This window comes from Rhizobium sp. Root491 (genome assembly GCF_001427205.1).
Taxonomy (GTDB): Bacteria; Pseudomonadota; Alphaproteobacteria; order Rhizobiales; family Rhizobiaceae; genus Agrobacterium; species Agrobacterium tumefaciens.
Window position 1 is genome coordinate 1,245,506 of record NZ_LMFF01000001.1, and the last position, 24,849, is coordinate 1,270,354.

The window sequence follows — 24,849 nt, forward strand, 5'->3', positions numbered from 1 at the left end:
CATGCCGACACCCCTCATCGTTTCGGAAGTCTTTAAAAGCTTCACCATGCATCTTCGCGATGGCATCGAACTGCCTGTTGTCCGCGATGTCAGTTTCTCCGTGTCCGGCGGAGAATGTGTCGTGCTCGGCGGCCCGTCCGGCATCGGCAAAAGCTCGATCCTGAAAATGCTCTATGGCAATTATGCCATCGACAGCGGCCAAATCCTCATCCGCCACGAGGATCAGGTCATTGACATGGGCAGCGCCTCGCCGCGCACCATCCTCGAGATTCGCCATCGCACCATCGGGTATGTCAGCCAGTTTCTGCGCACCGTGCCGCGCGTTCCGGCGATCGACGTCGTCGCCGAGCCGCTTTTTGCGCGCAAGGTTGCTGCGGACGAGGCCCGCGAGCAGGCAGCCGTTCTGCTTTCGAAACTCAACCTGCCGCGGGAACTGTGGTCGCTGCCGCCAGCAACCTTTTCCGGCGGCGAGCAGCAGCGCGTCAACATCGCACGCGGTTTCATCACCGATCACGCGATCCTGCTTCTCGATGAACCGACCGCATCCCTGGATGCCGCCAACCGACGGGTGGTCGTGGAGATGATCGCGGAAAAGAAGCGCAAAGGGACCGCCTTGCTCGGTATTTTCCATGACGAGGAAGTGCGGGAAGCCGTGGCCGATCGCGTTCTGGATGTCTCGCAATTCTCCCCCCGGAAGGCAGCGGCATGAGTGTGAAGGTCGGTCTCGAACCTGTTGTCCACGAAAGTGCCCGCGTCACCAATTCATCGATCGGCCGCTATACCGAAATTTCGGAACGCTGCCGCATCGAGGAAGTGGAGATGGGCGACTATTCCTATGTCATGCAGGACGGTGCGATCTGGTGCGCCACCATCGGCAAATTCGTCAACATCGCCGCATCCGTCCGCATCAACGCGACCAATCATCCGATGTCGCGCGCCACACTTCACCATTTCACCTACCGTGCCCACAATTATTGGGACGACGCCGATGATGAAAATGACTTCTTCGCCGCCCGCCGCGCCAAGCGCGTGGTGATCGGCCACGATGTCTGGATCGGCCATGGCGCGACCATCCTGCCTGGCGTCACAATCGGAAACGGTGCGGTAATCGGGGCCGGTGCGGTCGTGTCGAAAGACGTTGCGCCCTATACCATCGTCGGCGGCGTACCCGCCCGGCTGATCAGGAACCGCTTCCCGGCGGACCTTGGCCAGCGCATGGACGATCTCAAATGGTGGGACTGGGACCACGCAACGCTGCGCGGCGCACTGGACGATTTCCGCACCCTCGCCGCCGAGGATTTCGTGGCGAAATACGCCCGGTAAAATCGCCCACACCGAAGAAACTGCAGATTCCGGGGTCATGCTCCGGGGTCTCCCTAACCATGTCTGCGAGACACAGCGCGGGCTTCAAGCCCTTGGCACGACTACTAAAAGGTTCGCAGGCGACCACGCGCACGCCTTATCTGCGCATTCTGTAATATTTTCTTCATCAAACTGACATTCACGCTTCACGCACCGCTGTTAGGTCGAACCCCATCAGAAGAAGATTGGACGGGGAAATGAGCTTTCACCTGAAGCAAGTCACGCGCCGTTTCGGCAACCACACTGCGGTCGATTCCGTGAATGTGGAAATTCCGCAAGGCCAGATGGTTGGCGTGATTGGACGTTCTGGCGCAGGAAAGTCAACGCTGCTGCGCATGATCAACCGCCTCGTCGATCCCTCCTCGGGTTCCATTCACTTCAACGACACGGAAGTCTCTTCGCTGAAGGGTGCCGCCCTGCGCAACTGGCAGCGCGACTGCGCGATGATCTTCCAGCAGTTCAATCTGGTGCCGCGTCTCGACGTGCTCACCAATGTCATGCTCGGCCGCCTGAACCACCGTTCGACCGTGCTCAGCCTGTTCAACATCTTCACGGATGAAGAGCGCCTGATGGCGATTGCCGCCCTCGAGCGGCTCGGCATCGAGCACGTGGCCATGCAGGCGGCGGGCACGCTTTCCGGCGGCCAGCAGCAGCGCGTCGCTATTGCCCGGGCACTAATGCAGTCTCCGAAGATGGTTCTCGCCGACGAGCCGATCGCCTCTCTCGATCCCCTGAACGCCAAGATCGTCATGGACGCCCTGCGCGACATCAACGAGCGTGAAGGCATCACCGTCATCACCAATCTGCATACGCTGGATACGGCGCGCAATTATTGCGAACGCATCATCGGCATGTCGCAGGGTCGAGTCGTTTTCGACGGAACACCCGCCGAACTGACGGCGGCGGCGGTCACCGAGATTTACGGCACGGATTCACACGGCGCCGGCATCGACGAGACCATGACCTCGACCAGCATCAATATTCCCGGCGCGCAGCTTGCCGCGCGTCCGGTTCAGCAATCTGCCGGTCCCGAACCGCTGGCTCTCGCCGGGCTCTGAGGAACCGCTCAGCATCGTTTGCGCCCGCGTCAAGGGCCGATACTTCACAACAAACTCCGGCTCGCCGGGAAACAGGAGAAAGTCCATGTTGAAGAAAATCCTTCTTTCGGCAGTCGCCCTTGGCGTTCTGGCCGGTTCGGCCATGGCTCAGGACGTCAAGGTCCTGCGTATCGGCCTCGACGGTTCGGAAAATGAAGCCGACCAGATCCGCAACACGAAGTGCGTTGCCGATGGCCTCAAGGCTGCAACCGGCGTTTCCGAAGTTCAGGTTTTCCCGTCGCCGGACTATAACGGCGTTATCCAGGGCCTGCTCGGCGGCACCATCGACATTGCATCCATGGGCGCTTCTTCCTACGCCAAGATCGCCATTGCCGATCCCAAGGCCGTCGATCCGATCCTGACCTATACCGGCTCTGACGGTTCCAGCGGCTACTACACGATCATGGTTGCCCGCAAGGACAGCGGCATCAAGTCTCTGGCTGACGCCAAGGGCAAGAAGATCGGCTTCGCCGACCCTGACTCCACCTCGGGCTTCCTCGTCCCGAACGTATCGATCCCGAAGGAAACCGGCGTTCCGGTCAAGGAATATTTCTCCGAAACCGGCTTCGGCGGCGGCCATGAGAACCTCGTTCTCGCCGTTCTCGACAAAAAGTTCGACGTCGGCACGACATTCGGTTCGGGCGTCGGCAAGTGGGAAGAAGGCTACTCCGGCGGCAACCTTCACCAGATGGTCAAGAAGGGCAACCTCGACATGGACGATATCGTTCAGGTCTGGAAGTCCCCGCTGATCCCGAACGGTCCGCTTCTCGTTGCCAACAAGATCGGTGACAGCATGAAGCAGAAGGTCGAAGACTTCTTCATGGAACTGCCGAAGAAGGATCTCGCCTGCTTCCAGGGTTACACCCAGGGCAAGAACACTGCCTACATCAAGGTCGACCCGGCTTTCTACCAGACGATCATCGACGCCCGTAAGTCCGTTATCGGCGGCTGATCCTCAGATCATATCCGGAAGCGGCGGTGCCTTGCGGCATCGCCGCTTTTGCCAATAAAGGAAAGCGGCATGGCGACCACACTGCAACATGGTACCCTCACGCCCGAGGGATTGAGCGCATCGTCCCGAACGGTGATGCGTCATTATCAACAGCAGCTTAGGACACGGCGGATTTATACCGTTATGTCGCTCGTTATCTTCCTCATCGTCCTTGCCGCCTCACTGAATTTCGCCAATGAGGCCAATTCGGGCAAGTTCTTCGAGCGCCTGCCATATTTTTTCGACTTCATGAAAACATTCGTGCCGGATAGCCCGCTCGAGGTCTTCCGGGCGATGTTCGACCTTCCGTCGCCCTATGACAACGGCTCGCTGAAATACAACTATGTCGCGGATCGCGTTTACATCACCAACGGTTTCTACATACCGCATTTCATCTATCAGCTGATCATCACGCTCAACATCGCGCTGGTCTCGACGATAATAGGCACGACCTTCGCATTTGTGCTGTGCTTCTTTGCCTCCACCAACCTTATCGGTGCCGGCCTCGTGCGCTGGGTTGTACGCCGGGTAATGGAGATCCTGCGCGCTTTTCCGGAGATCGTCGTCGCGGGATTGTTGACTGCCATCTTATCGATCGGGCCGATCGCGGCGATCATCGCGATTTCCGTGCACACCATCGGGGCTCTGGGGAAGCTATTCTTCGAAGTCGTGGAAAATGCCGACATGAAGGCGGATGAAGGCCTGCGTGCCGCGGGTGCCAACTGGCTGGAGCGAGTGCGCTTTGCCATCGTGCCGCAGGTCCTGCCCAATTTCGTGTCCTATGCATTGCTGCGTGCCGAAATCAACGTACGCGCCTCGACCATCATCGGCGCCGTTGGTGGTGGCGGCATTGGCGAGGTCTTCCGGCTGTCGATCGGTAACGATCACGCCTCCAAGACCTATGCCATCATCATCCTGCTGCTGATCACCATCATCGCCGTAGACCAGTTTTCAAGCTGGTTGCGCCGCAGGCTGATCGGCCATCAATCCTTCGAATTCGGACGGGGAGCGGCCTGATGTCGTCCAGCTTCATTCTCAATACCGCAGACCGCGAGAGGCTGACGGCCGCACATCCCGCAATTTTCAATCGCGGCTTCATGCAGCGATACGGCTTGCTGACCGGTATTGTCGCCGTCCTCGTCTATCTCACCGCCTGCTTTTTCTTCTTCAATGTCGGCCCCGCTTTCATGCAGGGCCGATGGGATCGCGCTTCGAGCTACATTCAGGACTGGTATTCCTGGCGGGCCCAGCCACGCCTTCGTTTCGAAGACGGCAAGGTGAACCCGCAGTGGTCAAGCCGGATGCAATATCCCGCCGATGCGCCGATCGACTGGCTGCAACCCTTGCCGGATGGTGGCTACAGCGTCGTTTATGCGGGTACGCAAAACCGTCTGGACGTAACGCCGACCCGGGTGGACGTCTATGTGGACGGCAAGAACTATCCCGTCATCATCAATGGCGACAAGGCTCTGGCGCCTGAGGTCCTGCCGCAAGAGATCACGCAGGACGGCAACAAGGTTCTCGTGCATTACGGTTTTGCCGGACAGGCGGAAATCCGCACCAGCCAGGTTTACGTGCAGCGGCGGTTCCTCGGGTGGGCGAACTTTCTGTTCGATACCAAATCGGAATTCTGGGGCAAGGGCTACGGCGACCTTGCCGCACTGGCGCTGTGGGGGGAAAGGCTCGATCCCACGCGCTCCAATATCAGCCACATGGTCGATGATTTCCTCGACAATGGTGTCTGGCAGCACGCCGATATTCTTTCCAAGCTGATGCAGACGCTGGTGATGGCCTTTGTGGGCACGTTGTTCGGCACGCTCGTTGCCCTGCCGCTCGCTTTTCTCGCCGCACGCAATATCACCGCCAACAGGGCCGCCAACTGGGGCATGAAGCGTCTATTCGACTTCCTGCGCTCGATCGACATGCTGATCTGGGCGCTGTTTTTCACCCGCAGCTTCGGTCCGGGGCCGATCCCCGGCATTGCCGCGATCTTCTTCACCGATACCGGCGCGCTCGGCAAGGTCTATGCCGAGGCGCTGGAGAATGTTGACGACAAGCAGCGCGAGGGCGTCAAATCGGTTGGCGCTTCCCCCATTGCCGTCAATCGTTTCGGCGTGCTTCCGCAGGTCCTGCCGGTCTTCATTTCCCAGTCGCTTTATTTCTGGGAAAGCAACACCCGTTCAGCCACGATCATCGGTGCGGTTGGTGCTGGCGGCATCGGTTTGAAACTGCTGGAAGCGATGGGTACCAATGCCGACTGGGACAAGGTCGCTTATATGGTGCTGCTCATTCTCTTCGTGGTTTTCCTGTTCGACCACATCTCGAATTCCCTGCGGTCGCGCCTGATCGGGAAAACCCAGCATTAATTCATAAAGCAGGAGCGGGGTTTGGCTATCCCGCTTCCCAAGACGTGCGCAAAACCGGAACCTCTTTGCAAAGTCAGATACATCCCGTCAATGCGCCAGCATCCGTCTTGCGGACATTCGAGAGACACGCGGCGTTTCAAGCGCTTTTTTTCCTGGGGCATCATCATTCTGTCACGGAAAGCGATTACCTCGCACTCCTGACCTTGCGGGAAGCGGGCGAGTCACGCCAAATAGCTTTTCATCCAGGTTTTCCATGACACCGAAGAGTGCTTGCCGTGCGCTACGCCATCTATTTTTCTCCGGCTAAAGATCATCCACTGACTGAAGCGGCGTCGCGCTGGCTGGGACGCAATGCCTTTTCCGGCGCGCAACATGATGACCATGGCGCTTATGCGGAGATGACCGAGGAGCCGCGCCGTTACGGTTTCCACGCGACGCTGAAAGCCCCCTTCGAGCTTTCCGAAAAATACAGCGAAGCGGATCTCGTCGCCGCCCTCGAACAGTTTGCGGCCAGCCAGTCCGTCTTCGATATTCCACGTGTTGTCATCGGTGCACTCGGGCCGTTTTTCGCGCTCGTTCCGGATCGCACCTACCAGCCGCTGCAGGATTTTGCCGCTGAGATCGTTGACCATTTCGACCGTTTTCGCGCGCCCCTGTCCGAGACGGACATTGCCCGCCGGCGCCCGCAAAACCTGACCGAAAGCCAGCGGCAAAATCTGTCGCTTTGGGGTTATCCGCATGTCATGGATGACTTCCGCTTTCATATGACGCTGACGGGCCGCATCGACGAAAGCGACGCGCCCGCTATCCAGGATGTGCTTTCGACCAAGTTTTCCGAGTTCGTCGACCGGCCTCTCACCATTTCCGGCCTCGCTTTGTTCGTTGAGGAAACGCGCGGCGCACCATTTACCGTTCATCGCTGGCACCCGCTTGGCCAGCCGCCAAAGAAAGATGCTGACCCATGACCGAGCATGCCCTTTCCAACGCCCGTATCGTTCTGGAAGACGATATTATTCTGGGATCCGTTCTGATCCGTGACGGCAAGATCGCCGATATCAGCGAAGGCGCCTCCAAGACCGGTGAGGATCTCGAAGGCGATTTCCTCATCCCGGGTCTGGTGGAACTGCACACCGACCATCTGGAACAGCACTATTCGCCGCGTCCCGGGGTTATCTGGGATAAGATTGCCGCCATTCAGGCTCACGATGCGCAGGTCGCGTCATCAGGCATTACCACTGTTTTCGACTGCCTGCGGCTGGGCTCCGACGAAGATGGCGGGTTCAAGAAGGGCGAGATGCGGGAAATGGCGGATGCCATTGAAACCGCTGCCGATCAGAACCGCCTGCGGGCAGATCACCTGCTGCACCTGCGCTGTGAAGTCGCCTCCGCCGATGTGCTCGAGCATTTCGAAGATTTTGAGACCGATCCGCGTGTGCGGCTGATTTCGATGATGGACCACTCCCCGGGGCAGCGCCAGTTTCAGTCGATGGACCAATATATCTTCTATTACCAGAAGAAGCGCGGACTGAGCGACGAGGCTTTCGCTGAGTTCGTCAGACGCCGGCAGACGGCATCGGCGGAGTTTTCTGCCAAGCACCGGGATTACCTGGCGGCCCGCTGCGCCGAGCGCGGCATAACCGTTGCAAGCCATGACGACGCTACAGAAGCGCATGTGGGCGAAGCGATCAGGCACGGCGTGAAACTCGCGGAGTTCCCCACCAGCGTCGAGGCCGCAAAGGCTTCGCACAGCGCCGGCATGAGCGTGCTGATGGGCGCACCGAACATCGTTCGCGGCAAGTCCCATTCCGGCAACATCGCCGCCCGTGATCTTGCCGAACTTGGCGTGCTGGATGTTCTCTCTTCCGACTATGTACCGTTCAGCCTGCTTTACGCGCCGTTCCTGCTCGCCGACCAGGTGGAAGCCATCACTCTGCCGGAAGCGTTGCGCATGGTTACCTCCACGCCGGCACGAACGGTGGGCCTTCGCGATCGCGGCAGCATCGCAACGGGATTGCGGGCCGATCTGGTCCGAGTTCACCGTGAGGACGGCGTTCCCGTCGCCCGCTCGGTCTGGCGTCAGGGCAAACGTGTGGCATGACCGGCAACGGACAGGATAGCCGGCTTGACGGCCAGACGCTGGGTACGGTGCCCGGAACCATGATCGTAATTGTCGGCCCGAGTGGGGCCGGCAAGGACACGCTGATGGATTATGCGGCAGCGCAGCTGTCCGGGCGGCCGGGCTTCCATTTCACCCGCCGGGTCATTACCCGCAGCGGCGATGCCGGCGGCGAAAATCACGATGCGGTTTCCATGCACGAGTTCAACCGGCTGGAAGAGGAAGGTGCTTTTGCCGTTTCCTGGCAGGCGCACGGGCTGAAATATGGCATTCCGGCCGCCGTCTATCGTCATCTTAATGCGGGAGACGTGGTCATCGCCAACGGCTCCCGCTCGGCCCTGCCCCAGTTCGGCACCGCCTTTGCGCGCCTCAAGGTCGTGAACATCGTTGCACGGCCGGACGTGCTGGCGAAGCGGCTGGAGCAGCGCGGGCGGGAAAGCCGGGAGGATATTCTCCGGCGGCTGGAACGCAGTTCGCTCACGGTCGTCGGGGATTTTGATGTGACGACCGTGGACAATAGCGGTTCCATGGAAGATGCGGGCAAAACCATCATGGAGGTGCTGGAGCAGAGCGCCTGCCGTCGCCACATTTAAACTCCATAGGCCGAACTGCTCGACAAATGGCTTCCCAACGCTTACCATCAGGCGACAATTTCCAAACATGGTACGCCAAGGCGAGGGATGCCTGAAAAGAGGGTCAGCGACGAGATAACAGTGGTGGCCGGTCTGGCCGCCGGCGTCGCCAATTATGCACGGTCGCGGGGCATCGATATTGCCCCCATCTGCAAGGCTCTCGATATCGATCCCGCCACTTTCGGCAGCGTGACGGAGCGCATCAGCCTCGACCGATTTTGCCGCCTGCTCGAGACATGTGCGTTGATTTCCGGCGACGACGCCTTTGGTTTGCAATGCGCGTCCACCTTTCCCGCCGGCGCATCCGGCGCGTTCGGATATGGCCTGATGAGCGCGCCGACAGTGCGGGCTTTCCTGCGTTTTCTTCAGGATCACGTTTATTACGCGACCAATAACAGCAATTTCACCATGGTCACGGATGCCGCGCACGTAACCCTGTCGTGGTCCTTTGCGCCTGTCATCGCCAAACGCGATCAATATGTGGATTTGTCGCTGACAGCTCTGATCCAGCGCCTTCGCGATATTCTGGGGGAGCGCGTGAACCTGATCGAGATCGGTCTGGAACGGCCGAAACCGGTTAATATTCAGCTATTTAAAGAAAGAATGACCAAGCGCGTCAGCTTTTCGCAACCCATCCACACCATGCGTCTTCCCACATCACTTCTGGACGTGGTCAACCCAAATGCAGATGAGCGGCTGTTCGAGCTGATGAACTTGCAATGCCGGATGCTGCGGCCGGAGACATCGGCAGACGCCACGCATTTCATCGATCAGGTGAAGCGTTACATGCAGGTGCGGCTGTCGGATGCCGAGCTTTCGCTGAGCGAGATCGCCCCCTATTTCAACCTGTCGGAACGCAGTTTTCAAAGACGGCTTGCCGAGCTTGGGACTAATCTCAACGAGATAAAGGACGCCATTCGCAAGAATGCCGGCTTCAAGCTCCTCGTGGAAAGCGATCTTCCGGTTTCCGATATCAGCTACAGGCTCGGCTATTCCACGCCGGGTGCGTTTTCGCGTTCCGTTTCCCGCTGGTTCGGGGCAACGCCCACGGATATTCGCAAGAAACACGCGCATCATTCCGCCGTATAGGGCGAATTCCCAGCATCAATATTCCATATATCCAAAATAAAATTGGGAAATATGTCGGCGTTCATTGGGTTATGTATCGAAACATAACAATAAAAACGCAAAACTTGGCGTGAGATGTTATTCTCTTGAGATGGCGGACCGCCTAATAGAACGCCGCAATGTGCCTTCGGGCATGACGGAAAATATTCCAAGGCTTTGAATTTTACATTGTTCTGGACAAGAACCGATTTCAGGTTTTTGGGAAGGACGATGCAGTCATTCTTTCATCGCCGAGGATATGCCCATGCCGGGACCGGCTGGCTGCAAGATCAGCCGCTTATTGCCTGGTTCCTAAGGCCACATCCCGCTTTGGGAAGGTCAATCTCTTTTGAGGCTGAAAGACTATGTCGTCAAAAACGCAGCATGAACGTCATCAGGCGCGTGAAATCGTCCTTTCGGATCGTGAGCGGCAATATCTGGGGCTCGTTGCGCGGGGCCGACATCCTTCTCACATTGCCTTGATAACGGGAGCGGACGAAGCGGATGTTAAAGATACTCTGGAACGGGTCCGCCTAAGGCTGGGTGCGGCCAATCTGCTGAATGCCGTCAGCATCGCCCTGCTGCGTGGACTGATCGAACAGGATATTTAGAGCTTCCCTCTCGCTCCAAAAGCTTACGCGAAATCGTCCCCTTCCCGTAAGCCAAAACCGGATGTGTTGCTTTCTGCGCCAAAAACCCACCATTTCGATGGCGGGACGGCGGACCAAAAGGCGGGTCGGAAATGACTTCCGGCCTATCGGCGCAACTGCAAGGCAGCCATACACGGTTTACCCGGCGGACTTTCCGGTCCGCCGGGTTTTCATTTTCAGTTCCTCACAGCGACTGAATCTCGGCAAGAATATCGCTTTCGACGATGATACCGCTTTCCAGCGCCTGCCTTCGAATGCCCTGGCTTCGCCGACCGGGCAAACGCACGTTTTCGTGCTTCTCTATCTCTCCGGCGATAAGCGCCAGTCGCTCGCTAAAGGCCGCACCGCCCGACGATACGGGGTCTATGGCGATGATCGTGTGGCCGAGAGAGGGTGGCGCACCCTTGTCGTCCAGAAGGGAAGAGGCCTCGAAGGCGAAGCTTCCACCGGTGAGCGCGGCGGCCATGATCTCCACCATCAGCGCCAAGGCAGCCCCCTTGGCCTCGCCCGCAGGCACCATCGTTCCGGCTAGGGCTTCTTCGGGATCGGTCGTGGGCCGGCCATTCATATCAAGCGCCCAGTCGCCCGGAATGGTTTCGCCCTTCTGGCGGGCCGCCATAATCTTTCCGCGCGCAACCTTGGAAAGCGCCAGATCGATCACCAGCGGATCTGCCTCGCCAACAGGGCTGGCGAACGCAATCGGATTGGTGCCATAGAGCGGTTTGGTGCCACCCCAAGGCGCCATGGATGCTGGCGCATTGGCGAACATCAGCGCCACGAGGCCCATTTCCGCGAAACGCTCGACTGTAAGTGCCATGACGCCTGCATGATGGGAGCGATGGATCGCGGCGAGCGCGATGCCCTGCTGCCGGGCCATGTCCGGCAACTCGTCTACGGCGCAGTCGATCGCGGGATAGGCGTAACCGTTGTTAGCGTCGATTGAAAGCACACCCGGTTTGACACGACTTGCCACCGGCCGCGCATTGCCATCAACTTTGCCAACCCGCGCCTGACGGACATAAACGGGGATACGCCGAAAACCGTGGCCGCCCTGGCCTGCAGCCTCGGATGCCACGAGCGCCTTCGCCACGGAGCGGGCGTTTTGCGGCAGAACGCCGTTACGCTCAAAGATAGAGGATACGAGATCCTCCGCCTCTGCGATTGAGAATTTCATTCCGGAATGCCTCTGCGTGTTAAGTCTACAAGACCTACACCATCGAAAACATTCGCGAAATGCAATTCAGGCCCAAATGGATATCTTATAGAGAATACCGGTCGGGCACGCATTCGCCCTTCGGCAGGGCGTCAAGCCAGGCAAGAGCTTATTCCAGCAGAACCGCGACGTGGCCTTGGAATCGATCTAGCGGATACTGATCGGCAAAGTGATCGTCTTATTTATCTCCGGAGGAGGAGGCGGGACCGGTGAGGCACTCTGTACCCAGGCCGCGATCTGCTGGTCGACAGAGGAATCACCCGTAGACTGCACAATACTCACCCCACTAACGACACCTGCATCGTTGACCCGGAAGCGTACAGTCGCCGTCATATCACCACCACGAAGAGAGCGGGGTTTACGACGTTTGATATGTGCATGAACTTTAGCGCCCCATTTTGCGGGCGAAACGGACGCCGAAGAGAAGAAGCCAGCATTGTTGCGCGATGCCGCCGTCCGGTCGGATTGCTGTGTCTCGGCCTTGGCCGTTTCGCGCAGTTCCGATGCCTGTTGCGGTTTGGGGCGCTGGCGCTCGACCTTCTTCTTGTCGTCCGGTTCTTTCTTCTCCACCTTCTTTTCGACCGGCGGCGGCGGTGGCCGGATGACGGGCAAGGGAACCTCGACATTTTCGAGTTCCGCCATCATCTGTTCCTGCACAGGATCGATCGGCTCCACCGGTTCAGGGATTTCCTGCGGTTCGACAATCTCCTCGACCGGCGGTTCCGGCGGCTGCACGGGTTCCGGCGGCGGCGTTTCCACAACCGGCTCTGGCGGCGGCGGCTCCTCCGGGGTGACTTCCTCTACCGGCTGGCTGTTGTCGCTCTTTACCTCTTCGGCATCTTCAACGTCCTGCGCAGGCGTCGTTTCCTCGGTGTTCACGGCTTCCGGTATGGCTGCCATTTCGATCATGATCGCGGCAGGCGGAGGCCCGCCGGCATCCAGTTCCTCTGGTTCCTGCATCAGGTAATAGGCAAACCCCGCATGAACGCCCAGCATGAGCAGTGCTGCGGCGGACCACAACGCCGCTTCCCCGAGGCGGGAATGTCGGGACTGCGGGTAGCCGTTTTCAGTCATGGCGCGGTTCCTGGCACTGCAGGCGCGGCGGGCGGAACGGCACCGGCTGGCTGCGTTGCCGCAGCGGCATTTTCCAGCCCTACCAGAGCGATTTTCAGATATCCGGCATCGCGAAGCAGGTTCATGATTTCCATGAAGTGGCCATAGTCGACGGCTTTGTCGGCGCGCAGGAAAATTCGCGTATCTTTCTTGCCGCTCGTCTGCCGGTCGATCGCCGCTGCCAGGGCTTCGCGGGCAACCGCATCATTGCCGAGATTGAGCGACAGATCATCCTTGACGGTCAGATAAAGCGGCTCTTCCGGGCGCTCCGCCGGCTTGGCGGTGGATGCGGGCAGATCGACATTCACATCCACGGTCGCCAACGGTGCGGCCACCATGAAGATGATGAGCAGAACCAGCATCACGTCGATGAAAGGCGTGACGTTGATTTCGTGGTTTTCGGAGAGATCGTCTCCGCTATTTTCGCGAATACCGCCAGCCATGACCGATCACCGCCCAACCAACGACACTGCGGGCTTGCTGCTGCTGCCCGGCGGAATGCGGCGGAAATCGAGGTCGCGGCTAACGAGGCGTTCCACGCCGGCTGCGGCATCCGCCAGCAAATGCCGGTATCCCGTGATCGAGCGGGCGAAGACGTTGTAGATCACCACCGCTGGAATAGCAGCAACAAGGCCGATTGCCGTGGCAAGCAGCGCCTCGGCAATGCCGGGTGCCACGACGGCAAGATTGGTGGTCTGCGATTCCGAGATGCTGATGAAGGAATTCATGATGCCCCAGACGGTACCGAACAGACCGACAAAGGGAGCGGTGGAGCCGATGGTCGCCAAGGCGCCCGTTCCGCGCGACATGCGGCGACCGGCGTGGGTTTCAATGCGTGACAGGGCCGAGGATACACGCTCCTTGATCCCGCCGCCGTCGGTGTGTTCGACCACCGCGTCGGAAAGCTGCATTTCGTGAGTTGCCATGCGCAACATGAGCGCTGCCGGCCCGCCCTTCTTTTCGACGGCCTCAGTCGCCTCGTTCAGGGTTTTCGCCCGGCGGATGACCTTGAGCGTCGCACCGGCGCGCACCCGTGCACCGGCAAGTTCGATAGACTTCGCCACCCAGACCGTCCAGGTGACGAGCGATGCAAAAGCGAGACCGATCATCACGCCCTTCACGACCCAGTCTGCCGCCATGAACATGCCCCAGGGAGACAGGTTGTGCGGAATGTCCGCACGATGTCCGGCACTTGCGGGTTCGGCGACTACCGGTTCAACCGGGGTGGAGACCTCGTTCGGCGCTGCCGTACCGTTCGTCGGAGCGGGTTGCTCCGTCTGTGTCGGCTGCGGCGAAACACCTTCGGCTGCCGGCGTGGGATTACTTGCGGCGGGCGCAGGCTGGGCCGGCGCGGGCTGTGTGGGCGCGGCAGCGGAAGGCGGAACAGGCTGGACTGCCGGAGTGCTCGGCGTCTCAGCCGGCGACTGCGCGGGCTGCATCGTTTCCGTTGCCGGTGCAGGTGCTGGTTGGATCGGGGTCTCAGATGCCGACTGAGCAAAAACCGCTCCAGCACTCAAGCCGGCCAGCAAAGTGACCGTCATGGCAAGTGAGATATGCCGTGTTTTGTTTGCTCTGGTGAAGCACGCGGAAGAAGTTGAGGTCTCAGCTGACATAATTTTTATCCCGGATTTCCGTCGATGAACTCATCCGCAGATTGACCGGTTCATTAAAACCGGGGCCATGAACGGATGCCGTCGTGAAAGCTTGACGTTCCGATAATAAACCTGAGTTCTTTTGACAACTATTATATTGCCAAAAGACGACCCGTAAACTCTTCTTTACAAAAAATTGACCGACCTGCGGTCTTCAGGTGTTTTGCGAAGGCGAAAACTGCGCCACCAGCGCGTGTCGGTCGCCGGGATAGGTGACCCGAACACTGGTGACATAATCCGCTCCGTGCCAGGTGCGGCGGTGGATGACCAGACACGCCGCACCGGAAGCAATGCCGAGCGCGGTCGCATTTTTGCGATCAGCGGAAACTGCGCTGATGCGATGTTCCGCGGCACTCCAGGGAACCATTTTCAGCAGCCAAGTGCCCGGCCCGATCTGTGAAAAATCCGCTGCCTCAGCCTCCGGAACGGCGGTGACATTGATGATGCGTTCTTCAAGGCAAAAGGGAACGCCGCCGGCAAAATGCGTGCAGGTGAGTTCCAGAACCGGGGCATCCGCGGCAAGCGCCATGGCCGCGCCGTCTTCTTCCCCCGCAGGGCGCAGTCGCCGTCTGTCGAGACGGTAACCGTAAACGAGGCCAAGGGCCTGCACCTCCCGCTCGATATCGTGGATTTCCAGCACGGCCGATTGCGCATGGGGCTGGCGAACGAAAGTGCCGAGACGACGGCGTCTTTCAATCAGGCCACGCTGCACCAGTTCGCCGAGCGCCTTGTTCACCGTCATGCGCGAGCAGGCATATTGCCGGGTCATCTCGTGTTCGTAGGGAATACGGTACCCCGGCGGCCACTCGCCCGACATGATGTGGCGCTCGACATCGTTGCGGATGCGCTCGTGCAGTGATTTTTCCTGAAGATCGGCGCCTGTACTCCTCATACCGATGCTTCCTTCCTCCCGGTTCTATGGATCAACTATCCATGGGCAGCGGCGGCAATCGCCTCGCTGCGAATTTCCTCCGTCAACTTGGCGCGTAGCTGCGAAAACTCCGGGCTGGCCTTGACGGTGTAGTGACGCGGATGCGGCAGGTCGACCGGCATGATCGACTTGATGCGCCCCGGCCGCGCTGACATCGTCACAACCCGCGACGCCATGAACACCGCCTCCTCGATGTCATGCGTCACAAAAATGACGGTCTTCTGCTCGCGCTCCCATATGCCGAGCAGCAATTCCTGCATCAGCCCGCGCGTCTGGTTGTCGAGTGCGCCGAAAGGCTCGTCGAGCAGCAGGATCTTCGGGCCGTTTGCCAGAGCGCGCGCGATGGCTGTTCTCTGCTGCATGCCGCCGGACAGCTGTTTCGGCCAATGGTTCTCGAAGCCGCGCAGGCCAACCTTGTCGATATAGCTGTCGACGATCTCCCATTTTTCCTTCTCGGCCACACCACGCTCGCGCAGACCGAAGGCGACATTTTCCCGGATCGTTAGCCACGGAAACAGCGTGTAGGACTGGAACACCATGCCGCGATCCGCCCCCGGCCCTGTCACTGCCCGGCCGGACAAAAGGACTTCACCCGTCGTTGGACGGTCAAGACCGGCGATGATGCGCAGCAAGGTCGACTTTCCGCATCCGGACGGGCCGAGAATGGTGACGAAATCGTTGCGGGAGATTTCCAGATCCGTGGGCTGCAAGGCCAGCGTTGGCTGGCCGCCCTGAACGCCGGGGAAAGTGCGGCTGACGCCCTTGATAACGAGTTCGCTCATCAGGCAAGCCTCCAGGCGAAAAGCTTCCGGTTCAGCGATTTGAACGCGAAGTCAGAAATAAGTCCGATGACACCGATGACGATGATGCCGAAGATGATTTGCCCGGTCGCCATCAGCGCCTGGCTGTTGATTATCATATAGCCGATGCCCGACGACGCGCCGATCAACTCGGCAACAATGACATAGGTCCAGGCCCAGCCGAGGACGAGACGGAGAATTTCCGCAATATCGGGCGCATTGGCGGGAATGAGAACGCGGCGGACCACGCCCCGGTCTTTTGCGCCAAGTGTATAGGCAGCCTCCACCAGATCGCGTCTTGTGCCGGCAACCGCCACGGCAACCATGAGAATGATCTGGAAAACTGCGCCGATGAAGATCACCAGCAGCTTCTGCATCTCGCCGATGCCGGCCCAGAGAATAAGCAGCGGCACGAAGGCAGAAGCCGGAAGATAGCGTGCGAAGGAGACGAAGGGCTCAAGCAGCGCCTCGACCGGCTTGTAAGCGCCCATGGCGATGCCGACTGGTACGGCAACGAGCGAGGCCAGCACGAAGCCGCCGACAACACGCCAGATCGTCATTCCGATATCGCTGGCAAATCCCTGATCGGTCAGCAGATAGATGCCGTCCTTCAGCATAGTGATCGGGTCAGCCAGAAAGGTCGGCGATACGAAACCGCCGAGCGTGGCAAAGCCCCAGGCGGAGAAAAAAAGCACGAAGAACAGAATGCCGAGAAAAATCCGCGTGCTGTTCTTTATGGGTTGAAGAGGTTGCATTCTGTCGCCTGTCCGGAAAACGGGCGCGGCACTCTATCGCCGCACCATCTAGGCGCCGTGCGTCGTCCATGACGCACAGGCGCTGTAAGGCTTCTCACTGGCTGCAATAATCCCCGAAGGAAAAGCAGCAGTTTGCTTCTGTTACTTGATGAAGGACGTGTCCGCGAGTGTCGAAAGATCGGGTTTCGATTTTATCACGCCGATTTCCAGAAGCAGATCAGCCGATTTTTCGGAGAATGTCTTGAATTCACCGTCGAAGAACTTCTGGTTGGCGGCCTTGTCCTGCCATTCCAGGAATTTCGCCGAAGCTGCGAATGCCTCGCCGGTCTGTTTTACGTCCGCTCCCATGGTCTCATAGGATTTTGCAGGGTCCGTCTTGATGAGCTCGAGCGCCTGGAAATAGCTGTCCGCAAGGGCTTTTGCCGCCTGCGGATTGGCCTTCAAGAAATCCGGCGTGCAGCCGAACGTGTCCATGACGGCGGGATAATCCAGCGTCGTCGCAAGGATTTTCCCCTTGTCCGGTGCGGCGCGCACTGTTGACAGATAAGGCTCATAGGTCATGGCGGCTTCATTCTGGCCGGCGACGAATGCCTGCGCGGCCGGTCCCGGCTCAAGGTTGACGACCTTCACGTCCTTCAGGGTCAGGCCGTTTTCCTTCAGTATCCAGGCAAGGAAGAAATAGGGGGATGTGCCCGGTGCAGAAGCGGCAACCGTCTTGCCTTTGAGGTCCGACACCTTTGCAACATCACTGCGCACCGCAATGCCGTCGGCGCCGTGCGACTTGTCCATCTGGAAAATCTGGGTGGACTTCACGCCGTTGGCATTCCACGCGATCCATGTTTCGACCGTGGTGGCGGCGCACTGGATGTCACCGGAAGCAAGCGCCAGATGCCGGCTTGCCTGCGGAATCTTCTTGATATCGACCTTGAGGCCATTCTTTTCGAAAATGCCGGCCTGCTTGGCAAGCGTCAGTGGCGCAAAGCCGGTCCAGCCGGACATCCCTATTGTAACCGATGTTTCGGCATAGGCGGAAGCAGATGAAACAAGCGTCGCGATTGCTGCGATAACCCATGTCTTTTTCATGATCGGAACCCCTTTTGATTTATTTTTGTGCGATATTTTTTTCGCTTTATTTGAGGCATGCTAGGCAGGGATTTTACATTTGTCTAGACAAAATAGAGGCGCTCAAACGCTTCCAGAAAGATTGCAAACAAGCCGCCCGGCATTCTAGACATAGGATAGCACAGCCCGGCGCATCGGCCCGCTGTTTTCCATATCGAGCTTTTCCATGACCAGACAGAGACGCCGTAACATCATCAGGGCAAGGCGCACCGGCACCGGCATTGCGCTCGTCGCCGCCATTTCATTCATCGCCGGAATGACAGATGCGGTGGGTCTTCATCTTTCCGGCGATTTCGTTTCCTTCATGACCGGCAACACCACCCGCGCGGCCATTTCTGTGGAAGCTGGCATTTACTCCCATGCGGCGAAACTACTCTTCGCGATCATCGCTTTCGTGGCGGGCAATGCTGGCGGTATCGTGGTCGCGCATAAATTCGACCGGAGCATCTTTGCCGTTCTCGTGGCCGTCGGGTCGCTGGTGGCGATTGCCGCATTGCTGCGCGGCGATGCTTCCGCCCTGGCGCAGTTTTATCTTGTCGTTTTCGCCATGGGGATGGTCAACGCTGCCGTCGAACATATTGAGGGGCTGCCTATTGGCCTCACCTACGTGACCGGCGCCCTTTCCCGTTTTGGCCGTGGCATCGGTCGCTATCTTCTGGGGGAGCGAAGCCTCGATTGGGGCATCCAGATCGTGCCCTGGCTCGGTATGATAAGCGGCGCAATCTGCGGGGCGGTGTTGGGCGCCACGCTGCAGTACGATGCCCTGTGGGTGGTTGCGGCAACCGTTTTTGCGGTCGCCATCGCCACACTCGTCATTCCGCGTTCGCTTCGCCACCGCTATAACCAAAGGGTCCGGATCAGGCGCATCGCGCCCTGACGGACTGCGTCGTCACTTGCGTGAGATGGTGACGAATTTTGTGCCGCGCACCCGCACCGTCATCAGGCAGGCTTCCTTGTCGGTTCGATCGCAATAACGCGGGTGCATCTTCAGTACGAAGACCATGTTGCCGAAACGTTTGATGAAATCGTAGCCGTAAATCCGGGCCGTCGCGATCATCAGATATCCGCCCTCTTTGACCTGGACGTAAAAATTGTAAGGGCAACCTTCGTCATCGCAGCTGCGGCCTTTTTCGCCATCGCAATCCAGCACGCCGTGATTGACGACGGCATCCATCAGGCCATCATTGTTGATATCCAGTCTGGTGATGAAATCATCGCCGAAGCCAGCCGTCTTGCACTCCTTGCGGAAATGATCCTTTTCATAGATCTCGGGATCGTTCACCAGCTGCTGCTGTGCCGCCAGCGCGACCGGAAACACCAAGAGGACCAGCGCCTGAAGAGCGGCAACGATAGCGATTCGCACGGCATTTTCCTTTGCATCCGTTTCGTTTATGGATGTTGCGATCATCCGGGCGGCCAGCCTAGAGTTCCGTGCTTGCGCGACACTGACGCAAACGCATCCAAATTTCCGGGGGGACCTTTTCCATGACACTGCTGGGTTTTCTCGATTATGCCGGCGTTGCCGTGTTTGCCGCAACCGGCGCATTGGCCGCCTCACGCAAGCAGCTCGACCTGATCGGCTTCCTGTTTTTCGCCGCCGCGACCGGGATCGGCGGCGGCACCGTGCGCGATCTCGTGCTGGGCAGGGCGCCCGTGTTCTGGGTGTTGAACCCGACCTATATTCTGGTCTGCGTATCAGTTGCGGTCCTACTTTTCTTCACCGCCTACCTGTTCGAATCCCGGTATCGGGTGCTCATCTGGCTCGATGCCGTCGGCCTCTCAGCCTATTGCGTCATGGGAGCCGCCAAGGGTCTGGCTGCAAGCGGCTCCGCAACCGTGGCGATCGTGACAGGCGTTTTGACAGCGACGTTCGGCGGCGTATTGCGCGATGTTCTCGCGGGAGAACCCTCCGTGCTGCTGCGCCCGGAAATCTACATCACCTGCGCGCTTTTGGGCGCCTCCATCTTCACCGGCGCTTATTTCCTCGGAGCGCCGCTTTATGTCGCGTCGGGCATCGGCGTATTGACGGCTTTCGGTGTCCGGTCCGGAGCGTTGATCTTCGGATGGACCTTTCCGCCCTACAAGGGCAAGCCCGGCAGACGGCCTGAAGATATATTGAAGTGAGGCGGCGAAGGTTGCCTGAAACAAAAATGGCGCCTACAGGCGCCATTTTTTTTGTTTATCAAGCCGAAGCTTCAACCGCGCTTGCGACGCAGGCGAATGACCACGTCCACATGGGCGATTTCCATGCCTTCGGGCGCCTCTGGCAGATTGTCGATCTGGAGATTGTTGACGGGAATGTCGAGAACCTCGTTCTCTCCTTCAACGAAGAAGTGATGGTGGTCGGACACGTTGGTGTCGAAATAGGTGCGGGCACCTTCGACGGCCAGAACGCGGATCAGGCCGGCTTCGGTAAACTGATGCAGCGTGTTGTATACCGTCGCAAGAGAAACGGGCACGCCGGCGGTCACCGCCTCGTCATGCAGCTCCTCGACTGTCAGGTGGCGATCACCCTTTGCGAAAAGAAGATCGCCCAAAGCAACGCGTTGGCGCGTGGGCCGCAGCCCCGAGCGCCGCAGCCTTGTCCCGATATCCAATGTGGCGTCAAATGCCATGCAATCCCATTCCAAACACAGGGGTGAAACCCATCAATTGCAATAGCATATATCTTTTGCGGTGAATGCTTTCAATAGTTTCAGCGTCGCCGAGTGTCGCAAATGGCTGCAAACCGGCCATTCTTGCAAATTTCCTCTGGTTCCTGCCGGATGGTTCCTGTATGCGGACGGCATATTGAGGTAATGACTTCTCTAAAGAAGGTTTGAAGACAAAGAATGGGGGCATAATGGCCTCTGCCCTTGCAGCGCTTCATTTTGAACCTAACTTGCTCTAGTGAAGTCGATAAACACCAGTGATTGAGGAAGTGAAAGCGGTATGGCAACGAGGCAATCAAGTTACAATTACGAGGAGATCCTTTCCTGCGGACGCGGCGAATTGTTCGGCCCGGGAAATGCCCAGCTTCCGTTGCCTCCCATGCTCATGGTTCACCGCATCACCGAAATTTCCGAAACCGGCGGCGCGTTCGACAAGGGTTTCATCCGCGCTGAATACGATGTCAGCCCAGACGACTGGTATTTCCCCTGCCATTTCCAGGGCAACCCGATCATGCCGGGTTGCCTCGGCCTTGACGGCATGTGGCAGCTGACCGGCTTCTTCCTCGGCTGGCTGGGCGAAGAAGGCCGCGGCATGGCGCTCTCCACCGGCGAAGTCAAGTTTAAGGGCATGGTTCGCCCGGAGACGAAGCTCCTCCAGTACGGCATAGACTTCAAGCGTGTGATGCGCGGACGTCTTGTTCTGGGTACCGCAGACGGATGGCTGAAGGCAGACGGCGAAACCATTTATCAAGCGACGGACCTTCGTGTGGGGCTGTCGAAGGAAAAGACCGCCTGAAGCGGACGGAATAGTCCTGGCAAACGCCGGGCGGCTTCGGTCGTCCAGCCGAAATCTTAAGAAAAGGTCCATTTCATGAGACGAGTTGTTGTCACCGGCCTCGGCATTGTTTCTTCCATCGGTGGTGATGCCGCCGAAGTCACCGCATCACTGCGCGACGCCAAATCCGGCATTTCATTTTCACCGGATTTCGCTGAACACGGTTTCAAGTGCCAGGTATGGGGCAAGCCGTCTCTCGATCCGACCGAACTGGTCGACCGTCGCGCCATGCGCTTCCTTTCGCAGGGCGGCGCATGGAACCACGTTGCCATGAAGCAGGCGATTGCCGATTCCGGCCTCGAGGAAAGCGACATCAGCGGCAACGAGCGCACCGGCATCATCATGGGTTCGGGCGGTCCTTCCACCCGCACCATCGTTGAAGCCGCCGATATCACGCTGAAGAACAACAGCCCGAAGCGTATTGGCCCGTTTGCCGTGCCGAAGGCCATGTCCTCGACCGCATCGGCTACACTTGCGACCTGGTTCAAGATCCACGGCGTCAACTATTCGATCTCTTCGGCCTGCTCCACATCGGCGCATTGCATCGGCAACGCCGCCGAGATGATCCAGTGGGGCAAGCAGGACGTGATGTTTGCTGGCGGCCATGAAGACCTCGATTGGTCCATGTCCAACCTCTTCGACGCCATGGGCGCGATGTCGTCGAAATATAATGAGACGCCAAACCTCGCTTCCCGCGCCTATGACGTCAACCGCGACGGTTTCGTGATCGCCGGCGGTGCTGGCGTACTGGTTCTTGAAGAGCTGGAACATGCAAAGGCGCGCGGCGCCAAGATTTACGCCGAGATCGTCGGTTATGGCGCAACCTCGGATGGTTACGACATGGTGGCTCCTTCCGGCGAGGGCGCGATCCGCTGCATGCGTCAGGCCCTTTCCACCGTCAAGGGCGATATCGACTACATCAACACCCACGGCACCTCGACGCCGGTTGGCGACAGCAAGGAAATCGGCGCGATCCGGGAAGTCTTCGGCGACAAGATCCCGCATATCCAGTCGACCAAGTCCCTCACCGGCCACTCGCTGGGCGCAGCAGGCGTTCAGGAATCGATCTACGGCCTGTTGATGATGCAGGAACGCTTCATCGGCGAGAGCGCGCATATTTCCGAACTCGATCCGGAATTTGCGGGCGTCCCGATTGTTCGCAGCCGCATCGACAATGCCAAGATCGACACGATCCTTTCCAATTCCTTCGGCTTCGGCGGCACCAACGCCACGCTGGTCTTCCAGCGTCATAACGGATAATTGCCATGAACGGCATCATGCAGGGTAAACGCGGCCTCATCATGGGCGTCGCAAACAATCACTCTATCGCCTGGGGTATCTCCAAGGCTCTTGCGGCGCAGGGCGCAGAGCTTGCCTTCACCTATCAGGGTGAGGCGCTCGGCAAGCGGGTAAAGCCGCTCGCCGCCGAGCTCGGATCCGACTTTATCGTGCCTTGCGATGTCGAGGATATCGCCTCGGTTGACGCGCTTTTTGCGGCAATCCGAGAAAAATGGGGTACGCTGGATTTCGTCGTGCACGCGATCGGCTTTTCCGACAAGAACGAGCTGAAGGGTCTTTACGCGGATACGACCCGCGAGAATTTCAGCCGCACTATGGTCATCTCCTGTTTCTCGTTCACGGAAATCGCCAAGCGTGCCGCCGAACTGATGACGAATGGCGGATCCATGCTGACGCTGACCTATAACGGTTCGCAGCGGGTCATCCCCAACTACAACGTCATGGGCGTTGCCAAGGCAGCTCTCGAAGCGTCCGTGCGTTATCTCGCTGCCGACTATGGCCCGCGCGATATTCGCGTCAACGCCATCTCGGCCGGACCGGTCCGCACACTGGCGGGCGCCGGCATTTCCGATGCGCGCGCAATCTATGCGTGGAACCAGAAAAACGCACCCCTGCGGCGGACAGCGGATATCGACGATATCGGCGGATCGGCTCTTTATCTGCTGTCCAACATGTCGCGCGGCGTTACCGGCGAGTGCCACTACGTGGATTGCGGCTACAATATCACCTCCACACCCACCCTTGAGGTTCTCTCAAAAGCGGATGCGGAATAAGCTATCGTTTTTCCAGTAAGTAAAAGCCCGGCGATATGCCGGGCTTTTTGCGTTTATAGCCTGTGCCATTTTTGCGAACTGATAAAGTATAACTCGTCGGGGTAACTGAATTTAAACACCGGCTGGTTATGGTCAGCAACAAATTCAACGGTTGCGCTTGCCGCATATTCTAAAGATCGACACCGACATATGCGACTGGCCAAATTGAAGCCATTGCTGGAAAAATTCGGGCTCTCGCGTGACGGGACAGCAGCCATCGAATTCGCGATCCTAGCGCTTCCCTATTTCCTCGTCGTCTTTGCGATCATCGAAACTTTCATCGCCTTGATGGCGGAGCAAGTGGTCGTCAATGCTACCGACACAATGGCGAGGCGTCTGCGCACCGGGCAGATCAGCAGTTCGATTTCCAAAGAGGATTTTCGCAAGAGTTTCTGCAACGAAGTTTCGGTGATTATCACCTGCGATGATGAGATCAAAAAAGAACAGAAGCTTTATATAGACCTTCGCTCCTTCACCGCCTTCAAAGATATTCCAACTACGATACCTTTGAAAGCTAACGGCGAATATTACGATCTCGACACGGCGCAATTCGGCTTCAAGCCGGGTGGACCTGACACGATCAATATGCTGCGCGTCTATTATCGCTGGCGTGTAGTCGCAGATATCATCCGACCATATCTTACCAAAATACGACCAGCCGACGGGTCAATGCCCTCGCATTTCCTCATTGTCGCGACCGACGCTTTCATGAATGAGAAGTACACCACGAGCGGGGGCTCATGATGGCAGGGCTTGTTTCTACCATCACGAACGGCCGACTTCGTTTTATCGCGCTCGTTGCACGCTTCGCAAGGGATCGCCGTGGCGTGGGTGCGGTAGAATTTGCGATCGTCTTCCCGATATTGCTTGCGCTTTATCTGACGTCCTTCGAACTCACCATCGGCTATAATACCTACAAGCGGGCAAGCAGCGCCTCCGCAACGATCAACGACCTGATCTCCAAAACAAATTCCGTCGACAAGGCTTATCTGACGAGCATGCAGGACGTAACGGCTGCCGTCTTTGCGCCTTACAGCACCAAGGGTCTGCAGCTGAAGATCAGCGGCATCAAGATCGACAAGCAGAAACAGGCGACTATCGCCTGGTCCTGGAACGAGAAAAACGCGCGGCCCTATGTGGTGGGATCGCCAGTCTCCGTTCCCACACGTTTGCTTGTAGCGGACAGTTTCCTCATCCACGTCGAGCTTTCCGTGCCGCATGAATTGTTGATGTTCATGCCAGATATTTCTTCGTCCGGCGTAAGATCGATCACGATTGCACGCGATTATTTCTTCAAACAGCGCGACGCTGAGATAACCTGCTCCAATTGCTGATGCGCCTCAGC

28 protein-coding genes are annotated in these 24,849 nt (G+C 58.4%); 18 read left to right on the top strand and 10 right to left on the bottom strand.

Going from position 1 to position 24,849, the window contains the following annotated elements:
* The first annotated feature begins 1 nt into the window (after position 1).
* The 11 genes from phnL (at position 2) to ASD46_RS06255 (ending at position 10,282) form a co-directional block, all read left to right on the top strand.
* Positions 2 to 709: a phosphonate C-P lyase system protein PhnL gene (gene phnL, locus ASD46_RS06205; protein ID WP_025592102.1), complete on the top strand. Its 708-nt coding sequence runs from the start codon at positions 2 to 4 to the stop codon at positions 707 to 709.
* Positions 706 to 1,323: a DapH/DapD/GlmU-related protein gene (locus ASD46_RS06210; protein ID WP_025592100.1), complete on the top strand. Its 618-nt coding sequence runs from the start codon at positions 706 to 708 to the stop codon at positions 1,321 to 1,323. Before phnL ends, ASD46_RS06210 begins: the two co-directional genes overlap by 4 nt.
* Positions 1,324 to 1,559: 236 nt before the next feature.
* Positions 1,560 to 2,420 carry a phosphonate ABC transporter ATP-binding protein gene (phnC, locus tag ASD46_RS06215; RefSeq protein WP_003514481.1) on the top strand — a complete coding sequence of 287 codons (861 nt, stop codon included), beginning with the start codon at positions 1,560 to 1,562 and terminating at the stop codon, positions 2,418 to 2,420.
* 85 nt (positions 2,421 to 2,505) lie between these two features.
* On the top strand, positions 2,506 to 3,411 hold the full coding sequence (gene phnD / locus ASD46_RS06220; protein ID WP_003514479.1) for a phosphonate ABC transporter substrate-binding protein: 906 nt from the start codon (positions 2,506 to 2,508) through the stop codon (positions 3,409 to 3,411).
* A gap of 69 nt (positions 3,412 to 3,480) precedes the next feature.
* The gene (phnE, locus tag ASD46_RS06225) at positions 3,481 to 4,467 is read left to right on the top strand and encodes a phosphonate ABC transporter, permease protein PhnE (protein ID WP_013635271.1); all 987 of its coding nucleotides are present in this window, start codon (positions 3,481 to 3,483) and stop codon (positions 4,465 to 4,467) included.
* The gene (gene phnE / locus ASD46_RS06230) at positions 4,467 to 5,816 is read left to right on the top strand and encodes a phosphonate ABC transporter, permease protein PhnE (protein ID WP_025592096.1); all 1,350 of its coding nucleotides are present in this window, start codon (positions 4,467 to 4,469) and stop codon (positions 5,814 to 5,816) included. Before phnE (ASD46_RS06225) ends, phnE (ASD46_RS06230) begins: the two co-directional genes overlap by 1 nt.
* Positions 5,817 to 6,082: 266 nt before the next feature.
* Positions 6,083 to 6,781 (top strand): DUF1045 domain-containing protein, encoded by a 699-nt coding sequence (locus ASD46_RS06235; RefSeq protein WP_029658721.1) that lies wholly within the window; start codon positions 6,083 to 6,085, stop codon positions 6,779 to 6,781.
* Positions 6,778 to 7,914: an alpha-D-ribose 1-methylphosphonate 5-triphosphate diphosphatase gene (locus ASD46_RS06240; RefSeq protein WP_025592093.1), complete on the top strand. Its 1,137-nt coding sequence runs from the start codon at positions 6,778 to 6,780 to the stop codon at positions 7,912 to 7,914. The genes ASD46_RS06235 and ASD46_RS06240 overlap by 4 nt, the downstream gene beginning before the upstream one ends.
* Positions 7,911 to 8,525, top strand: coding sequence for a phosphonate metabolism protein/1,5-bisphosphokinase (PRPP-forming) PhnN (phnN, locus tag ASD46_RS06245; protein WP_025592092.1), 615 nt, complete (start codon positions 7,911 to 7,913; stop codon positions 8,523 to 8,525). Before ASD46_RS06240 ends, phnN begins: the two co-directional genes overlap by 4 nt.
* Before the next feature lie 87 nt (positions 8,526 to 8,612).
* On the top strand, positions 8,613 to 9,653 hold the full coding sequence (locus ASD46_RS06250) for an AraC family transcriptional regulator (RefSeq protein WP_013635267.1): 1,041 nt from the start codon (positions 8,613 to 8,615) through the stop codon (positions 9,651 to 9,653).
* Positions 9,654 to 10,036: 383 nt separating this feature from the next.
* A complete protein-coding gene (locus tag ASD46_RS06255) occupies positions 10,037 to 10,282 on the top strand; it encodes a LuxR C-terminal-related transcriptional regulator (protein WP_003514469.1) in 246 nt (81 codons plus the stop codon).
* Positions 10,283 to 10,505: 223 nt separating this feature from the next.
* Here ASD46_RS06255 and ASD46_RS06260 read toward each other — a convergent pair whose 3' ends face one another.
* From ASD46_RS06260 to ASD46_RS06295, 8 genes are all read right to left on the bottom strand, one after another.
* Entirely contained in the window at positions 10,506 to 11,495 is a 990-nt protein-coding gene (locus ASD46_RS06260; protein WP_025592090.1) for an Ldh family oxidoreductase, read from the bottom strand.
* Between the two features lie 186 nt (positions 11,496 to 11,681).
* Positions 11,682 to 12,608 (bottom strand): energy transducer TonB, encoded by a 927-nt coding sequence (locus tag ASD46_RS06265; protein ID WP_025592088.1) that lies wholly within the window; start codon positions 12,606 to 12,608, stop codon positions 11,682 to 11,684.
* Positions 12,605 to 13,090 (bottom strand): TonB system transport protein ExbD, encoded by a 486-nt coding sequence (exbD, locus tag ASD46_RS06270; RefSeq protein ID WP_025592086.1) that lies wholly within the window; start codon positions 13,088 to 13,090, stop codon positions 12,605 to 12,607. Before exbD ends, ASD46_RS06265 begins: the two co-directional genes overlap by 4 nt.
* A 6-nt stretch (positions 13,091 to 13,096) precedes the next feature.
* Positions 13,097 to 14,260 carry a tonB-system energizer ExbB gene (gene exbB / locus ASD46_RS06275; RefSeq protein WP_025592084.1) on the bottom strand — a complete coding sequence of 388 codons (1,164 nt, stop codon included), beginning with the start codon at positions 14,258 to 14,260 and terminating at the stop codon, positions 13,097 to 13,099.
* 193 nt (positions 14,261 to 14,453) lie between these two features.
* Positions 14,454 to 15,191 carry a histidine utilization repressor gene (gene hutC, locus ASD46_RS06280; RefSeq protein WP_003514455.1) on the bottom strand — a complete coding sequence of 246 codons (738 nt, stop codon included), beginning with the start codon at positions 15,189 to 15,191 and terminating at the stop codon, positions 14,454 to 14,456.
* Between the two features lie 35 nt (positions 15,192 to 15,226).
* On the bottom strand, positions 15,227 to 16,012 hold the full coding sequence (locus tag ASD46_RS06285) for an ABC transporter ATP-binding protein (RefSeq protein ID WP_013635262.1): 786 nt from the start codon (positions 16,010 to 16,012) through the stop codon (positions 15,227 to 15,229).
* A complete protein-coding gene (locus ASD46_RS06290) occupies positions 16,012 to 16,785 on the bottom strand; it encodes an ABC transporter permease (RefSeq protein WP_003514452.1) in 774 nt (257 codons plus the stop codon). The genes ASD46_RS06285 and ASD46_RS06290 overlap by 1 nt, the downstream gene beginning before the upstream one ends.
* Before the next feature lie 141 nt (positions 16,786 to 16,926).
* Positions 16,927 to 17,868, bottom strand: coding sequence for an ABC transporter substrate-binding protein (locus tag ASD46_RS06295; RefSeq protein ID WP_003514451.1), 942 nt, complete (start codon positions 17,866 to 17,868; stop codon positions 16,927 to 16,929).
* Positions 17,869 to 18,073: 205 nt separating this feature from the next.
* On the opposite strand from ASD46_RS06295, the gene ASD46_RS06300 reads away from it, so the two are divergent.
* On the top strand, positions 18,074 to 18,784 hold the full coding sequence (locus tag ASD46_RS06300) for a YoaK family protein (protein ID WP_025592082.1): 711 nt from the start codon (positions 18,074 to 18,076) through the stop codon (positions 18,782 to 18,784).
* A 12-nt stretch (positions 18,785 to 18,796) separates the two neighbouring features.
* On the opposite strand, the gene ASD46_RS06305 is transcribed toward ASD46_RS06300, so the two are convergent.
* Positions 18,797 to 19,315: a hypothetical protein gene (locus tag ASD46_RS06305; RefSeq protein ID WP_025592081.1), complete on the bottom strand. Its 519-nt coding sequence runs from the start codon at positions 19,313 to 19,315 to the stop codon at positions 18,797 to 18,799.
* 77 nt (positions 19,316 to 19,392) lie between these two features.
* On the opposite strand from ASD46_RS06305, the gene ASD46_RS06310 reads away from it, so the two are divergent.
* Positions 19,393 to 20,031 carry a trimeric intracellular cation channel family protein gene (locus ASD46_RS06310; protein WP_003514444.1) on the top strand — a complete coding sequence of 213 codons (639 nt, stop codon included), beginning with the start codon at positions 19,393 to 19,395 and terminating at the stop codon, positions 20,029 to 20,031.
* A 71-nt stretch (positions 20,032 to 20,102) separates the two neighbouring features.
* On the opposite strand, the gene irrA is transcribed toward ASD46_RS06310, so the two are convergent.
* Complete coding sequence (gene irrA, locus ASD46_RS06315; protein WP_003507276.1) at positions 20,103 to 20,522, bottom strand: iron response transcriptional regulator IrrA; 420 nt, start codon at positions 20,520 to 20,522, stop codon at positions 20,103 to 20,105.
* A 316-nt stretch (positions 20,523 to 20,838) separates the two neighbouring features.
* Here irrA and fabA point away from each other — a divergent pair, with 316 nt between their 5' ends.
* From fabA to ASD46_RS06345, 5 genes are all read left to right on the top strand, one after another.
* The gene (gene fabA, locus ASD46_RS06325) at positions 20,839 to 21,354 is read left to right on the top strand and encodes a 3-hydroxyacyl-[acyl-carrier-protein] dehydratase FabA (protein ID WP_003514441.1); all 516 of its coding nucleotides are present in this window, start codon (positions 20,839 to 20,841) and stop codon (positions 21,352 to 21,354) included.
* A 75-nt stretch (positions 21,355 to 21,429) separates the two neighbouring features.
* Positions 21,430 to 22,653 (top strand): beta-ketoacyl-ACP synthase I, encoded by a 1,224-nt coding sequence (gene fabB, locus ASD46_RS06330; protein WP_003514438.1) that lies wholly within the window; start codon positions 21,430 to 21,432, stop codon positions 22,651 to 22,653.
* A 5-nt stretch (positions 22,654 to 22,658) separates the two neighbouring features.
* Positions 22,659 to 23,465 (top strand): enoyl-ACP reductase FabI, encoded by an 807-nt coding sequence (gene fabI, locus ASD46_RS06335; RefSeq protein ID WP_003514436.1) that lies wholly within the window; start codon positions 22,659 to 22,661, stop codon positions 23,463 to 23,465.
* A 189-nt stretch (positions 23,466 to 23,654) separates the two neighbouring features.
* Complete coding sequence (locus ASD46_RS06340; protein WP_025592078.1) at positions 23,655 to 24,248, top strand: TadE/TadG family type IV pilus assembly protein; 594 nt, start codon at positions 23,655 to 23,657, stop codon at positions 24,246 to 24,248.
* Complete coding sequence (locus ASD46_RS06345) at positions 24,245 to 24,838, top strand: TadE/TadG family type IV pilus assembly protein (protein WP_003514432.1); 594 nt, start codon at positions 24,245 to 24,247, stop codon at positions 24,836 to 24,838. The genes ASD46_RS06340 and ASD46_RS06345 overlap by 4 nt, the downstream gene beginning before the upstream one ends.
* The last annotated feature ends 11 nt before the right edge of the window (positions 24,839 to 24,849 follow it).